This window comes from Arthrobacter sp. EpRS71, from assembly GCF_001512285.1.
GTDB lineage: Bacteria > Actinomycetota > Actinomycetes > Actinomycetales > Micrococcaceae > Arthrobacter.
Map to the genome: position 1 here is coordinate 391,459 of NZ_LNUV01000001.1, position 15,334 is coordinate 406,792.

Here is a 15,334-nt window from a genome sequence, read left to right on the forward strand (position 1 = left end):
ACCACGAACAAACGAAAAGCGGGCCCCGCCGGAAGGCGGGACCCGCTTTTCGCAACCTCAGAACTAAGCCTTGGTCTTGGACTTCTTTTCAGGCCACGGGCCAACAGGCTCCTTGCGCGACGAGTCCACTGTGGACGAGTCGGCGAGGTCGCCTACCTTGTGCACCTTCAGCGAGTTGGTGGATCCGGCCTGTCCTGGAGGGGAACCGGCTGCGATGACCACCAGGTCACCTTCGTCCACGAGCTGCATGTCCAGAAGGCTGCGGTCAACCTGTGCGGTCATTTCGTCGGTGTGGCCCACGGTGGGGACCAGTACCGGCTGGATGCCCCAGGTGAGGGCGAGCTGGTTCCAGACGTGCTCCACCGGGGTGAAGGCGAAGACGGGCTTGACGGGGCGCAGACGCGAGAGGCGTCGTGCCGAGTCACCGGACTGGGTGAAAGTACAGATGTACTTCGCGTCCAGCTGGTCGGCGATTTCGACGGCGGCGCGGGTGATGGCGCCACCACGGGTCTTGGGCTTGGTGCCCAGCGGGGGTACGCGCTCAAGGCCGTGTACTTCGGTGGATTCGATGATCCGGGCCATGACTTTGACGGTCTCGATGGGGTACTGGCCCACGGAGGTTTCACCGGAGAGCATCACTGCGTCGGCGCCGTCGAGAACTGCGTTGGCGCAGTCGGAAGCCTCGGCGCGCGTCGGACGCGGGTTGTCGATCATGGATTCGAGGACCTGGGTGGCCACGATGACCGGCTTGGCCCAACGGCGTGCCAGTTCGATGGCACGCTTCTGGACGATCGGCACCTCTTCGAGCGGCAGTTCCACACCGAGGTCGCCACGGGCAACCATGATGGCATCGAAGGCGTCGATGATTTCGTGGAGCTGCTCCACTGCCTGCGGCTTTTCGATCTTGGCGATCACCGGCACGCGGCGACCTTCTTCGTCCATGATCTCGTGGACGCGCTTGATGTCCGAAGCATCGCGGACGAACGAGAGGGCGATCAGGTCAGCCCCACGCTTGAGGGCCCAACGGAGATCGTCCTCGTCCTTTTCGCTCAAGGCGGGGACGTTGACGGCAACACCGGGAAGGTTGATGCCCTTGTTGTTGGAGACCTTGCCGCCAACAGTCACCGTGGCTACAACTTTGACGTCGTCAACCTCGATGGCGCGAAGGGCAACCTTGCCGTCGTCAATGAGCAGGGCATCGCCAACGTTGACGTCCTCGGTGAGGCTCTTGAGCGTGGTGGAGCAGATGTCCTTGGTGCCGGGGACGTCTTCGGTGGTGATGGTGAAGGTGTCGCCGACAGCCAACTCGTGGGGTCCGTCAACAAAACGGCCAAGACGGATTTTGGGTCCCTGGAGGTCGGCCATGATGGCCACAGGCTTGCCGAGCTGGGCGGCTGCCTTGCGGACGTTTTCGTAGGTGATGTCATGCACGGAGTAGTCGCCGTGGCTCATGTTCATGCGAGCAACGTCGACGCCGGCCTCCAACACCGCGAGGGTGTTCTCGAAGCTGGAGATAGCCGGGCCGAAAGTTGCCACAATTTTCGCGCGTCTCATATACCTACCCTAAGTAGTCATGCTGATTGAGTAAAAGAAGTGTTCCTGCCGGCGCTATAAGACCGCTATCGCCCGGTCGGTGGGGGCGACCGGTGCCGGGAGGATGGTGCTTCCCATCAGGAACCTGTCCACTGCAGCCGCGCACGCACGGCCTTCCGCAATGGCCCACACAATCAGTGACTGGCCACGTCCGGCATCACCGGCAACGAACACTCCCTCAGTGTTCGTCATGTAGTAGCCGTCGCGGGCAACGTTGCCCCGACCGTCGAATTCTGCACTGACCTGCTCTGTGATACCTGCCGGCTCAGCACCGGTAAAGCCAAGGCTCAAGAACACAAGGTCAGCTGGAATGATTCGTTCTGTACCGGCCTTGGGCAGGCGTTTGCCGTCCACGAACTCGGTTTCAGCAACTTTGACGCCGGTGAGCTTGCCGTTTTCTCCAACGAACTCAACGGTTGATGCAAGGTAGGTACGCTCGCCGCCTTCTTCGTGGGCGCTGGCGACCTCGAACAGGGTGGGGAACGTGGGCCACGGCTGGTGGGTGGCACGCTCGGCGGGCGGCTGCTTGCCGATCGCGAGAGTGGTCACCGACGCAGCCTGGTGGCGGTGGGCGGTGCCGATGCAATCGGCACCGGTGTCGCCACCACCGAGGATGACAACGTGCTTGCCGCGGGCATCGATGTGGTTTTCGGGGTTCTCCCCCGCCACCATACGGTTCGAAGGAACCAGGTAATCCATGGCGAAGTGGACACCCTCAAGGTCACGGCCCGGAATGGGCAGGTCACGCGGCACGGTGGCGCCCGTGGCCACAACAACGGCGTCGTAACGGCGGCGCAGCTGCTCCCACGTGACATCCGTACCCACAGCGACGCCGGTCCGGAAGCGGGTGCCTTCGGCCTTCATCTGCTCCAGGCGGCGGTCAACTTGTTCCTTCTCCATTTTAAAGTCGGGGATGCCGTAGCGGAGAAGGCCGCCGATCTTGTCGTCTCGCTCGTACACGGCAACAGTGTGGCCCACACGGGTCAGCTGTTGTGCCACGGCAAGGCCTGCGGGACCGGAACCGACCACAGCCACCGTCTTGCCGGTGAGGCGCGTCGGCGGAAGGGGCTGGACCCAGTCGTTGTCGAAGGCCTGATCGATGATCGAAACCTCAACCTGCTTGATGGTCACCGCAGGCTGGTTGATGCCCAGCACACAGGACGCTTCGCAGGGAGCAGGGCACAGGCGGCCGGTGAACTCCGGGAAGTTGTTCGTAGCGTGAAGGCGCTCAATCGCTTCTTCACCCTTGTCCCGCCACACGAGGTCGTTCCACTCGGGAATGAGGTTGCCCAGCGGGCAGCCCTGGTGGCAGAACGGAACACCGCAGTCCATGCAGCGGCCGGCCTGGCTCTTCAGGACGCCCTTTTCCTGGGCTTCGTACACTTCTTTCCAGTCCATGATGCGGACGGGAACGGGACGGCGTGGCTGCGTTTCGCGCTGCCGGACTTTCAGAAATCCGCGTGGATCAGCCACCGGTTACCTCCAGGATTCGAGACCATACTTCTTCGCCATCGGGGTCAAGGCCCTCTTCGATGGCGTCGAGACGGGTTTGCAGGACTGCGGCGTAATCGCGCGGCAGCACTTTGGTGATGCGGGCGGCGGTGTCGTCGAAGTTCTCGAGCAGACGGCCCGCCAGGACGGATTCGGTTTCCTCAACATGCTTGGTGAGCAGGCCGTGAACAATGTCGCGGTCCTCGGCGTGGAGCTCCAGGAGCTGGAGTTCACCGGTATCAAGGGCCATCTTGTTGACGCGCTCAGGCTGCAGGTCCAGCACGTATGCGGTTCCACCGGACATGCCGGCACCGAAGTTGCGGCCGGTGCGGCCGATGATCAGCGTCTGGCCACCGGTCATGTACTCGCACCCGTGATCGCCAATACCTTCGACGACGGCGGTGGCACCGGAGTTGCGCACCAGGAACCGTTCGCCAACTTGTCCACGAAGGAACATTTCACCGCTGGTGGCGCCGTAACCAATGACGTTGCCGGCAATGACGTTGCGTTCCGCCTGGAACACGTTGGTGCGGTCCGGGCGGACGATGATGCGACCACCGGACAAACCCTTACCGACGTAGTCGTTGGAGTCGCCAAACATGCGCAGCGTGATGCCGGCAGGCAGGAACGCGCCGAGGGACTGGCCCGCGGTGCCATTGAGCGTGACGTCGATCGTGTCAGTGGCCAGGACATCAATGCCGAACGTTTTGGTCACCACGTGGCCCAGCATGGTACCCACGGAACGGTCCGTGTTGATGACGTCCAGGGTGATCTTGACCGGCATGCGGTCGCTGAGCGCTTCCTGGGCCATGGTGATCAGCCGCTGGTCAAAGTGCTTGTCCAGCTCGTGGTTCTGGCCGGTCATGTTGCGCAGCGGCACGTCGTCGTCGAACTCCAGCCCGTGCAGGATGGGGTCCAGATCCAGGCCTTCGGCCTTCCAGTGGTTGATCGCTTCGCGGGTGTCCAGAACCTCGGCGTGGCCGATTGCCTCTTCCAGGCTGCGGAAACCGAGCTCGGCGAGGATTTCCCGGACTTCTTCTGCGAGGAACTCGAAGAAGTTGACCACGAACTCGGGCTTGCCGTTGAACCGGGAGCGAAGCTCTGGGTTTTGCGTGGCAACACCGACGGGGCAGGTGTCAAGGTGGCAGACGCGCATCATGATGCAGCCGGAGACAACCAGCGGAGCAGTCGCGAAGCCGTACTCTTCGCCACCCAAAAGGGCGGCAATGACAACGTCGCGGCCGGTCTTGAGCTGGCCATCCACCTGAACCACCACACGGTCACGGAGACCGTTGAGCATCAGGGTCTGCTGGGTCTCGGCGAGGCCAAGTTCCCACGGCACACCCGCGTGCTTGAGCGAGTTCAGCGGCGAGGCGCCGGTACCGCCGTCGTGACCTGAAACAAGTACGACGTCGGCCTTCGCCTTGGTGACGCCGGACGCCACCGTGCCGATCCCGACTTCCGAAACCAGCTTTACGTGGACTCGTGCCGAAGGGTTGGCGCGCTTGGCATCGTAGATGAGTTGCGCGAGGTCTTCGATCGAGTAGATGTCGTGGTGCGGGGGCGGGGAAATGAGTCCGACGCCCGGTGTTGAGTGACGCGTCCGGGCTACCCAGGGGTAGACCTTCTGGGCCATCAGCTGGCCGCCTTCGCCGGGCTTGGCACCCTGGGCCATCTTGATCTGGATGTCATCGGCGTTGGTCAGGTACAAGCTGGTGACACCGAAGCGGCCGGAAGCGATCTGCTTGATGGCAGAACGGCGCTCCGGATCCAGCAGGCGGTCAACGTCCTCGCCACCCTCACCGGTGTTGGACTTGGCGCCCAAACGGTTCATGGCGATCGCGAGGGTCTCGTGGGCTTCCTTGGAAATGGAGCCGTAACTCATGGCGCCCGTGGAGAAACGCTTGACGATGCTGGAAACGGGTTCCACTTCTTCGAGCGGAACGGCCGGACGGACACCGTCCTTGAACTTGAGGAGCCCACGCAGGGTCATCAGGTTCTCGGACTGATCGTCAATGCCCTTGGTGTAGGACTTGAAGATGTCGTACCGGCGTTCGCGGGTGGCGTGCTGAAGGCGGAAAACCGTCTCCGGGTTGAAGAGGTGCGGTTCGCCGTCGCGGCGCCACTGGTACTCGCCGCCGCCAAGCAGCGGCTGGTGCGGGTGCTCGATGCCGCCTTCCGGGTACGCCATCTGGTGACGTGCCGAAACTTCGGCTGCGATGACGTCCAGGCCGACGCCGCCCAGCTGGGAGTGCGTGCCGGAGAAGAATTCATCCACGAGTTCCTGGGACAGGCCCAGGGCTTCGAAGGTCTGGGCGCCTGTGTAGGAAGCCACAGTGGAGATGCCCATCTTGGACATGATCTTCAGGACACCCTTGCCGAGGCCCTTGATGAGGTTGTAGACGCCGTCTTCGGCAGTGACGCCTGTGACGTCTCCGTTGGAGATCAGCTGTTCCACCGATTCCATGGCCAGGTACGGGTTGACTGCAGATGCACCGTAACCGATGAGTACCGCCACGTGGTGCGTCTCGCGGACATCGCCGGCCTCAACCACCAGGGCGGTCTTGGTCCGGTTGGCACTGCGGAGCAGATGGTGGTGAACGGCGCTGACCAGCAGGAGCGAAGGAATCGGAGCCCACTGCGCGTTGGAGTCACGGTCGGACAGCACAACGTACTGCACACCGCGGTTGATCGCACCGGAGACCTGCTCGCAGATCTCCGTCAGCCGTGCACGAAGTGCGGCTTCCCCACCCTCGGGGCGGTAAAGGCCGCGGACCTTCATGGCGATGCGATCGCCGTCGGGGGTTTCGATGTTCGCGATCTTGGCGAGCTGATCGTTGTTGATCACCGGGAACGGCAGGGAGATCTGCGGCTGGCGGACCTGCTTGCCATCCAACAGGTTGCCGTTGGGACCAATGGCGCACTTCAGCGAGGTAACCAACTCTTCGCGGATGGCGTCCAGCGGCGGGTTGGTGACCTGGGCGAAAGACTGCACAAAGTAGTCGAACAACAAGCGCGGTCGCTTGGACAGCACTGCAACCGGAGTGTCTGAACCCATGGCACCCAAAGGCTCTGCACCGGTACGGGACATCGGCCCAAGCAGGATCTTCAGTTCTTCGGTGGTGTAGCCGAAGGTCCGCTGACGAATGTTCACCGATGCTGCGGTGTGAACCACATGCTCGCGCTCGGGCAGCTCATTGATGTCGATCAGGTTGTCCTTGAGCCATTCGGCCCAGGGGTTGGCAGCAGCCACCTCGGCCTTGACCTCGGCGTCGTCAATGATGCGGCCCGCTTCGGTGTCCACCAGGAACATCTTGCCCGGGGCAACGCGGCCTTTCTTGACCACGTTGGAAGGCTCAACCTCGATCACGCCAACTTCGGAGGCGAAGATGATGAGGCCGTCTTCGGTGATCCAGTAACGTCCCGGCCGCAGGCCATTGCGGTCCAGGGTGGCGCCAACGAGGCTGCCGTCGGTGAAGGAGACAGCCGCAGGCCCATCCCACGGCTCCATGAGCAGGGAGTGGTACTCGTAGAACGCACGGCGTGCGGGATCCATGGTGGCGTGGTTCTCCCACGCTTCCGGGATCATCATCATGATGGAGTGCGTGATGGGGCGGCCGGACAGCCAGAGGAGCTCGGCTACTTCGTCGAAGGACGCCGAGTCCGAGGCACCGGGGGTACAGATCGGGTACAGCTCCTCGGGGACTGAGCCCAGCAGCGGGCTGGCCAGCTGCGACTGGCGGGCACGCATCCAGTTGCGGTTGCCCTTGACCGTGTTGATCTCACCGTTGTGGGCGATGGTGCGGAAAGGCTGTGCCAACGGCCACGACGGGAACGTGTTGGTGGAGAAGCGCGAGTGGACGATTGCGAGCTTCGTCTTGAAGCGCTTGTCCGAGAGGTCCGGGTAAAACGGCTCCAACTGGGCGGTGGTCAGCATGCCCTTGTACACAATGGTGCGCGAGGACAGCGACGGGAAGTACACGCCGAACTTGTTCTGGGCACGCTTGCGGATACGCCATGCACGGGAGTCCAGCTCGTTGGACTCCAGCTGCTCACCGCTGGCGGAGGCGAAGAACGGCTGGGAGAAGTACGGCATGCAGGCCCGCGCCATGGCACCTACGAGGTCTGCGACCACGGGAACTTCACGCCAGCCGAGAACCGTCAGGCCCTCGTCAGCTGCAAGCGCTTCAATGCCGGCCTTTGCCGTCTCGGCTTCGCGGGATTCAGCGGGAAGGAAGGCAGTGCCCACCACATACTGGCCCGGGGCAGGCAGTTCGAATTCAGTGACGGCCCGGAAGAACTCGTCCGGAACCTGCATGAGCAGGCCCGCACCGTCGCCGGTACCTTCATCGGCGCCCACGGCGCCGCGGTGTTCGAGATTGCGGAGAGCAGTCAGAGCCGCTTCCACGATGTCGTATCCCGGTTCCCCGCGAAGCGTGGCAATAATAGCCAGGCCGCAGGCGTCCTTCTCCTTGTCAGGGTTGTAAAGACCCTGAGCCTCCGGGAGCGCGGCAAAGCGCTTGAACGGAGACATGGCACCCTGAGGTTCGATATTTTCGGACCAACCGGGGTTATGAAGATGGGTCATGGGAGACGTCCTTCCTCGAGATCGTGCGTATGGAAGGGACAACGTTGGCCCCACCTTGCCTGCCCTGTGACGGGCACAACAAAGCGCTAGTACTTGGAATTGTAGGCCAGCCGATCCAGCGCAACGAACAGTTACGCAGACCTCTGGCCCCGGCTTGACCAGTGAACATCGGTATGCTGCGATCCGGTTTCCGGGGTGCCACGACGCTGTGGACTGGGCCCTACGAGCGGTGACTCTGTTGCCCCTTTACCGAACGCGACTACTTGGTGTCGTCTGCCTTCGGTGTGGATTCGGGGGCCTTCCTTGCGGCAGGTTCGGCAGATGTGGAATCCGTAGATGACACGCTGTCCTTCTCCGGCTTCCCTGCTGTTACCCGCGGCTCGTCAACGTGGCCCGAATCGCTTTGGTTATCAGGGAGATTACCACGCGAACCAGCATCTGAGACAGATGCGTCCACATCATGACTGGTGACGCTGGTCACCGAAGCAGGCACTTTTTCCTTGGTTTCCTCCGGCTCGCGCCCCGCCAAATAAGGGGTGTCAGGGACCGGGCGACCCTTCATGCCAAGGAGGAAGAAGACAACCAGCGCGGCAATGAAGACAAAGATGCTGGTCCACACATTGAGCCTGGTGGTGATGCCAAACAGGTTGATCTGTTCGGCATCATCGATGCGCAGGGCCTCAATCCATACACGGCCCAAGGTGTAGTACACGGCGTAGAGCCAGAAGAGCCGGCCCCAGCGGAAGTTGAACTTCTTGTCCAGCAGCAAGAGGATGGCCACGCCTGCAAGGTTCCACAGCATTTCGTAGAGGAACGTGGGGTGGAAGAGAGTGCCAGCAGCCATGTCCGGCGGGAAGTTCGCGTTGGCAGGATCAATCTCCAGCCCCCATGGCAGGGTGGTGGGCGCGCCAAACAGTTCCTGGTTGAACCAGTTCCCCAGACGGCCGATTGCCTGGGCCAGCAGGAGCCCGGGGGCAGCTGCGTCCAGGAAGGCTGTCAGCTTCAAGCCGGCACGGCGGCAACCGATCCACGCGCCCACAGCGCCGAGGATCACCGCACCCCAGATGCCAAGCCCACCTCGCTGGATCTGCGGAATCAGCGAGAGGTCCCCTGTGCCGTCAAAACCCGGACCGAAGTACGCATCCGGAGAAGAGAACACGTGGTAGAGACGGCCACCGATGATGCCGAAGGGAATCGCCCAAATGGCAATATCCCACAGGCTGCCTTCAGGCGCGCCGCGGCGCTTCCAACGTGCCGAGGTCAGCCACAGGCCAACAATGATGCCCGCCAGGATGCAGAGGGCGTAGGCATGAATGCGTAACGTCCCCCACGGCAGCGGAATGTCGAAACCGGACCACGACGGGCTCGGGATACTCAAGGGGACCATTGCCGCAGCGTGGAGGACGGTCTGCATTCGCTTCGCTGTTTCCTTTTCCTAGGCTTCTGCAGCTGCGCGGCCCAGGCCGGCGCTGAGGTTCTTGGTGAGCTGTCCGACGGCGTCCACGCCGCCATCGCGGAGGGCCGCCACCAAAGCGGTGCCGACGATCACCCCGTCCGCATAGGCAGCGATTTCACGCACGTGATCCGGGTTGGAGACGCCCAATCCGACACAAACGCGCTCGGCGCCGGCCGCATGGGCGCGGGCCACCACGCTTTCTGCACTACTGCTGACGGAGGTACGTGTTCCGGTGACACCCATGATGGAGACAGCGTAGACGAATCCACGGCTTGCCTTGACCGTCATGTCCAGCCGCTCCGGGGTGGACGACGGTGCCACAAGGAACACCCGGTCCAAGCCGTACTTGTTGGAGGCTTCGATCCACTCATGAGCCTCGTCAGGAACCAAGTCAGGGGTAATAAGCCCTGCTCCCCCGGCCTCGGCCAGGCGGCGGGAAAACTCATCCACGCCCATGCGCATGACCGGGTTCCAGTACGTCATGACCAGAACCGCAGCATCCGTAACGGCCGTGATTCCTGCAACCACGTCAAAGACGTTGGCAACGCGGAAGCCGTTGGAAATCGCTTCGGTGGTGGCGGCCTGAATGACGGGGCCGTCCATCACGGGATCGGAGTACGGGATGCCGATTTCGATCAAGTCAGCGCCATTGCGGGCCAAGGCTATGCCGGCCTCAATGCTCTCCTGGACCGTGGGGTAGCCCGCGGGAAGGTAGCCCACCAGGGCGGCGCGACCTTCTGCTTTTGCGCGATCAATGGCGGCTGCGGATTTGCTGGCGAATTCTTCAGTCATCAGTTCTGGTCCTCGTTGACATCCACGGCTGCTTCGTTGGTGCGCTCCGTTGGGCCCTTGGGCTTCCGCGTGGACAGCGTGGTGCCCTTGACGTGCCCTTCCTCGTCCAACATGTTGAACCAGGCAGCGGCGGTCTCCACGTCCTTGTCTCCACGCCCGGACAGGTTGACGATCACCGTGACGTCCGAGGGGTTCTCCTTGCCCTGCGTGAGCCGGTGACCAATCTTGATGGCACCTGCCAGAGCATGGGAGGACTCGATGGCCGGGATGATGCCCTCGGTCCGGCAGAGGAGGCTGAACGCATCCATGGCCTCGGTGTCGGTGACGGCCTCATACGTGACGCGCCCAATGTCAGCCAGGTAGGAGTGCTCCGGACCAACACTGGGGTAGTCCAAGCCGGCGGAGATAGAGTGCGACTCAATGGTCTGGCCGTCTTCGTCCTGCATCAGGTACGAACGGGCCCCGTGAAGTACGCCAGGGCGGCCCAAGGAGATGGCTGCTGCGTGGCGGCCCGTCTCCACGCCTTCGCCTCCGGCTTCGAAGCCGTAGATCTTCACTGATGCGTCATCAAGGAACGCGTGGAAGAGGCCGATTGCATTGGAGCCTCCACCGATACAAGCCGCAATGGCGTCGGGAAGCTTACCGGTTTGCTCAAGGATCTGGCTGCGGGCTTCCTCGCCGATCACTTCGTGGAAGTAGCGCACCATCGCAGGGAACGGATGTGCGCCGGCAGCGGTACCCAGCAGGTAGTGGGTGTGCTCCACATTGGAGACCCAATCCCGAAGGGCATCGTTGATGGCGTCCTTAAGTGTCTGCGAGCCGTTGGTCACCGGAACCACCGTTGCGCCCAGCAGCTGCATACGGGCCACGTTCAAGGCCTGTCGCCGGCAATCCTCGGCACCCATGTAGACCACACACTCGAGGCCCAGGAGGGCTGCGGCCGTGGCGCTGGCTACGCCATGCTGGCCGGCACCTGTCTCAGCGATGACGCGGGTCTTGCCCATGCGCTTGGCGAGGAGTGCTTGGCCCAGGACGTTGTTGATCTTGTGGGAGCCAGTGTGGTTGAGGTCCTCGCGCTTGAGGAAGATGCGTGCCCCACCGGCATGCTCGGAGAAGCGCTTGGCTTCGGTCAGCAGCGAAGGCCTGCCGGAATAGTTCTTGTTGAGATCCTTGAGCTGCGCGATGAAATCGGGATCAGCTTTGGCTTTCTCAAAGGTGTCCTGGACTTCGTCCAAGGCGGCGACGAGCGACTCGGGCATCCAGCGTCCGCCATAGCTGCCAAAGTAGGGCCCCGATGCATTCCGCAGCGAAGGGCCACCTTGGAGGAATGCGTCCGCCGCATTCTCTTCTGAGCCGGCTGTTGGCGCGTCGACCATCAGTCTCACCGTCCTGTTCCAGTTAGTTCATTGGGTAGTTCCACGTGCCACAAGGCAGCCGCAGGCTAATGCCCGGGCTGCCTTGCAACTAATCGCCGTGATTCAGTGTCTGCCTCAGTTCCTGACGGCAATGGCGGCAGCTCCGGCTGCCTTGAATTCGGTAATGCGTTCGCGCGGCGTGGAGTCGCTGACCAGCGCCTCCCCCACCAGGATGGCGTTGGCGCCGCCTTCAGCGTAATGCGCAACGTCCGCGGGACCCCTGACCCCGGATTCGGCCACGATCACGGACTCAGCCGGAATCAAACCGGCCAATGATCCGAAAACGGAACGATCGACGTCGAGCGTTTTGAGGTTGCGGACATTGATGCCAATGATCTTCGCCTGCGCTGCCACTGCGCGTTCAATTTCTTCTTCGGTATGCGTTTCCACCAGGACGTTCATGCCGAGCTCGTGGCTCAGAGCACTGAAGTCAGCGAGCTCCGAGTCGGAGAGCGCCGCGACAATCAGCAGGATGAGGTCAGCACCATGGGCACGGGCTTCCCAGATCTGGTACTCGTCAACAGTGAAGTCCTTGCGCAGCAACGGCGTTTCGACGGCGGCGCGCACGGCGTCGAGGTCCGCCAGAGAACCGCCGAAGCGGCGCTGTTCGGTGAGGACGCTGATCACGGAAGCCCCGCCGTCGGAATACTGCACAGCAAGCGACGCGGGATCGGCGATGGACGCGAGATCACCCTTGGAAGGGCTGCGACGCTTGATTTCGGCGATGACTTTGAGGTCGTTGCGGATGGATGACGGACCGCCCAAGGCTGCCCATGCATCACGGGCCGGAGCAGCGTTAGCGGCGCGCTCCTTCAGCTCCGCGAGGGACACGAGGCCGCGTCGGGCCTCCATGTCCTCCTTGACGCCAACAATAATGTCATCAAGAACGGTCACGATTAGTGACCGTTGTTCTGCAGCTTGCTGCCGCCAACTCCGTAGCCTGCCTTGCGCATGACGAAGCCCACGATCAGGCCGATAACCATGACCACCAGTCCGCCGACGAAGATCGGGGTGCTGGCGATGACAAACGCGATGGAGGAAATCAGGGCGCCGACCAGCATCACAAGTACGCAGGTCCAAGCAGCCGGGCTGTTTCCGTGGCCGATGGCGTCAGCGTGGCTGGCCATGGTGGATTCAGCTTGGTTTGCGGACACTGTGGTTTTGCTCATGTGAAATCTCCTCAGGATGAATACTGCTTACATTCTGCCATTTATTGACGACGGCCGGGACATCGCCGGACGTCGGGACACGTGGTGTCCGGCTTTGTTGCGCCGGGCCCACTCGAAAGTCCGATGTGTCTGCCTACGTGGGGTCTTCCCCGCGCGAAAGGCTGTCCCAGCTGTCGATCTCGTCAACTGGTTCGTTGCTGCTCTTCTTGCCCCGGGTCCCGGCGTCATACTTGGTTCGCGAGGTCCAGTGGCGCCCCGCCACCGGCAAAACCACAGCACAGACCGCCAGGAGTGACCCGGCAATGATGGCAAGCACCGGGAACACCGTTACTGCAGCATCGGCCTGCCCGCCGGAGACTCCCGTGGCGGCGGCGATGGAACCTTGTGCGGCTCCCAGCGGATCAAGTATCACGGTGAATGCCGCGAGGATAATCCCCGCAGCGGACAACACAATGAGGACTGCAATGATCCAGCGCGCTATCTTTCCGGCGATGGATGCAGCCAAGCCGCCCGCCAGAGCGACGACGGCCAATGCTGTCACCGCGGTGGCCGCTTTGCTTCCCTGGACATGGAGGTCACTGTTGGAGGCACCAGTGGGGTCCAGCCGGACCTCAATCCAGGTCTGGGTAGTGGCTCCAAAAACTGCCAGGGCGAGGATGGTGGTGGCAAGAACAAGAGTGGACTTTCGCGCCCAACGCGGCGACTGCCTCGCGGAAGGCGCCGCAGATGCCGTGCTCATGAGGCCGGGGTCCCGTCGTCGGACACGTCCACGTTCGGCACGGTGTTCGCGGAAATGTTCTGCAGCGAACCGGCTGTGTGCACGGCCCGAAGGGGCGCGGCTGCCTTGTTCACCGTCTCGAGAGCTTCCGAGGGCTTATGGGAATCGGCCACAATGCCACCGCCGGCCTGAACATACGCGCGGCCTTCACGGAGAAGTGCGGACCGGATGGCGATGGCCATGTCCATGTCTCCGGCGAAGTCCAGGTAGCCAACCACGCCACCGTAGATGCCACGGCGGTGAGGTTCGAGTTCGTCGAGCAGCCTCAGTGCACGCGGCTTGGGCGCTCCGGAGAGAGTGCCTGCCGGGAACGTGGCCTTGAGGACGTCGTAGGCCTTGGCATGGGGTGCCAGCTCGCCAACCACGGTGGACACCAGGTGCATGATGTGGCTGAACCGCTCCACTTCCATGAACTGTGTAACGTCCACGGTTCCGGCCACGCAGACCTTGGAGAGATCGTTGCGTGAGAGATCCACCAGCATCAGGTGCTCAGCGCGCTCTTTCTGGTCGGCCAGCAGTTCGGTTGCCAACGCCTTGTCCGCCTCGACGGTCTTGCCGCGGGGCCGCGAACCGGCGATGGGGTGGGTGATGACTTCCTCACCAGTGACGGTGACCAAAGCTTCAGGCGAGGAGCCTACGATCGAGTACTCGCGGCCGTCCGCGTCCTCCAGGCTGAAGAGGTACATGTACGGGCTGGGGTTGGTGTTGCGCAGGACGCGGTAAACATCCAACGGGTCCGCGGCGCACTCCATCTCGAAACGCCGGGAGATCACTACCTGGAAAACTTCGCCGTCAACAATGGCTTCCTTGCCGCGGTCGATCGCTTCCAAGTACTTCGATTCATCCCAGCGTTCCTGGACGCTGGAGGCGAAGTCCAACGCGGCGGTTTCAAGAACGGAGACGGGCTGGGCAACCGGCGTGCTGATGTGTTCCAGCATCCCCTTCACCCGGGCGACGGCGTCGTGCCAGGCATCGTCCACTCGCTCGGTGCTGTCATCAAAGTTGATCGCATTGGCAATCAGGAGGACGGTACCATCCACATTGTCGTGCACCGCCATATCGGTGACCAGGTTCAGTGCCATCTCCGGCAGCTGGAGGTCGTCCTCGGGCGGAGACGTCAGACGCTCCCAGTGGCGCACCGCTTCCCAGCCCAGGAAACCAACCAGGCCGGAGGTAAACGGCGGCAAGCCTTCAAAGCGATCCGTCTGCAGCGCGTCAATGGTCTCGCGTACGGCGTCAACCGGGTTTCCGGAGACCGGCACGCCCACAGGCGGCTGTCCGATCCAGTGAGCTTCGCCGTCCTTGGTGGTCAGCGTTGCGCGTGACTTCGAACCAATGAAGGAGTAGCGGGACCAAGCGCCGCCAACCGCCGCTGATTCCAACAGGAAGGTGCCCGGTTGTCCTTTGGCCAGCTTCCGGTACAGGCCGATGGGGGTCTCGGCGTCCGCCAAAACCTTGAGTCGGACAGGAATGACACGGCTGTGGACGGCGAGTTCGCGGAACTCTTCCAGGCCCGGGCTGATGCTTCCAAGGTCCTGCATGGCTATGTTCTCCGCCTTATTGTCTGAGGTGGTGCGTCAGTGGAAAGTGGTGGGTGCCTTATTCGCGGTGGCCCGTTACGACGGTGAAGTCGCGACCATCGAAGCAGGTCCGGGTTCCGGTGTGGCAGGCTGCGCCAATCTGGTCCACACGGATCAAAAGGGCATCGCCGTCGCAGTCAAGGGCAACAGACTTCACGAACTGTACGTGTCCGGAGGTGTCGCCCTTGCGCCAGTACTCCTGACGGGAGCGGGAGTAGAACGTGACCCTCCCGGACGTCATGGTGCGGTGGAGTGCTTCGTCATCCATCCAGCCGAGCATCAGGACCTCGTTGGTGTCGTGTTGTTGCACGATAGCTGCCACAAGACCGGAAGAATCCCGTTTCAGGGCGCTGGCGATCTCCTGCGGCAAAGGGCTCGCGGGCTCGCTTGAGGACTCCGCGGCAGGAGTTGGGCTGGGGGCGGACTGCTCTGACATCAGATCAAGTCTAGTGCCTTTGACGGGAGCCGGATT

General features: G+C 62.6%; 11 protein-coding genes. All 11 read right to left on the reverse strand.

Translation table 11 applies throughout. From position 1 onward, the window contains the following. Positions 1–63: 63 nt before the first annotated feature. Complete coding sequence (pyk, locus tag AR689_RS01755) at positions 64–1,554, reverse strand: pyruvate kinase (RefSeq protein ID WP_062065921.1); 1,491 nt, start codon at positions 1,552–1,554, stop codon at positions 64–66. A gap of 54 nt (positions 1,555–1,608) precedes the next feature. After that, a complete protein-coding gene (locus tag AR689_RS01760) occupies positions 1,609–3,066 on the reverse strand; it encodes a glutamate synthase subunit beta (RefSeq protein WP_024820589.1) in 1,458 nt (485 codons plus the stop codon). Next, positions 3,059–7,672, reverse strand: a complete 4,614-nt coding sequence (gene gltB / locus AR689_RS01765) for a glutamate synthase large subunit (RefSeq protein ID WP_062065924.1) — start codon at positions 7,670–7,672, stop codon at positions 3,059–3,061. Before gltB ends, AR689_RS01760 begins: the two co-directional genes overlap by 8 nt. Before the next feature lie 259 nt (positions 7,673–7,931). Further along, the gene (gene lgt / locus AR689_RS01770) at positions 7,932–9,086 is read right to left on the reverse strand and encodes a prolipoprotein diacylglyceryl transferase (RefSeq protein ID WP_062065927.1); all 1,155 of its coding nucleotides are present in this window, start codon (positions 9,084–9,086) and stop codon (positions 7,932–7,934) included. A 21-nt stretch (positions 9,087–9,107) separates the two neighbouring features. Beyond that, positions 9,108–9,920: a tryptophan synthase subunit alpha gene (gene trpA / locus AR689_RS01775; RefSeq protein WP_062065929.1), complete on the reverse strand. Its 813-nt coding sequence runs from the start codon at positions 9,918–9,920 to the stop codon at positions 9,108–9,110. Further along, a complete protein-coding gene (trpB, locus tag AR689_RS01780; protein ID WP_062065933.1) occupies positions 9,920–11,296 on the reverse strand; it encodes a tryptophan synthase subunit beta in 1,377 nt (458 codons plus the stop codon). The genes trpA and trpB overlap by 1 nt, the downstream gene beginning before the upstream one ends. A gap of 114 nt (positions 11,297–11,410) precedes the next feature. Continuing rightward, complete coding sequence (trpC, locus tag AR689_RS01785) at positions 11,411–12,229, reverse strand: indole-3-glycerol phosphate synthase TrpC (RefSeq protein WP_197412781.1); 819 nt, start codon at positions 12,227–12,229, stop codon at positions 11,411–11,413. Between the two features lie 2 nt (positions 12,230–12,231). Next, positions 12,232–12,504, reverse strand: a complete 273-nt coding sequence (locus AR689_RS01790) for an HGxxPAAW family protein (RefSeq protein WP_024820583.1) — start codon at positions 12,502–12,504, stop codon at positions 12,232–12,234. A 133-nt stretch (positions 12,505–12,637) separates the two neighbouring features. Beyond that, entirely contained in the window at positions 12,638–13,243 is a 606-nt protein-coding gene (locus AR689_RS01795; protein WP_062065936.1) for a Trp biosynthesis-associated membrane protein, read from the reverse strand. Then, positions 13,240–14,823 carry an anthranilate synthase component I gene (locus AR689_RS01800; protein ID WP_062065939.1) on the reverse strand — a complete coding sequence of 528 codons (1,584 nt, stop codon included), beginning with the start codon at positions 14,821–14,823 and terminating at the stop codon, positions 13,240–13,242. Before AR689_RS01800 ends, AR689_RS01795 begins: the two co-directional genes overlap by 4 nt. A gap of 58 nt (positions 14,824–14,881) precedes the next feature. Continuing rightward, positions 14,882–15,298, reverse strand: coding sequence for a phosphoribosyl-AMP cyclohydrolase (gene hisI / locus AR689_RS01805; protein WP_062065942.1), 417 nt, complete (start codon positions 15,296–15,298; stop codon positions 14,882–14,884). Positions 15,299–15,334: the final 36 nt, after the last annotated feature.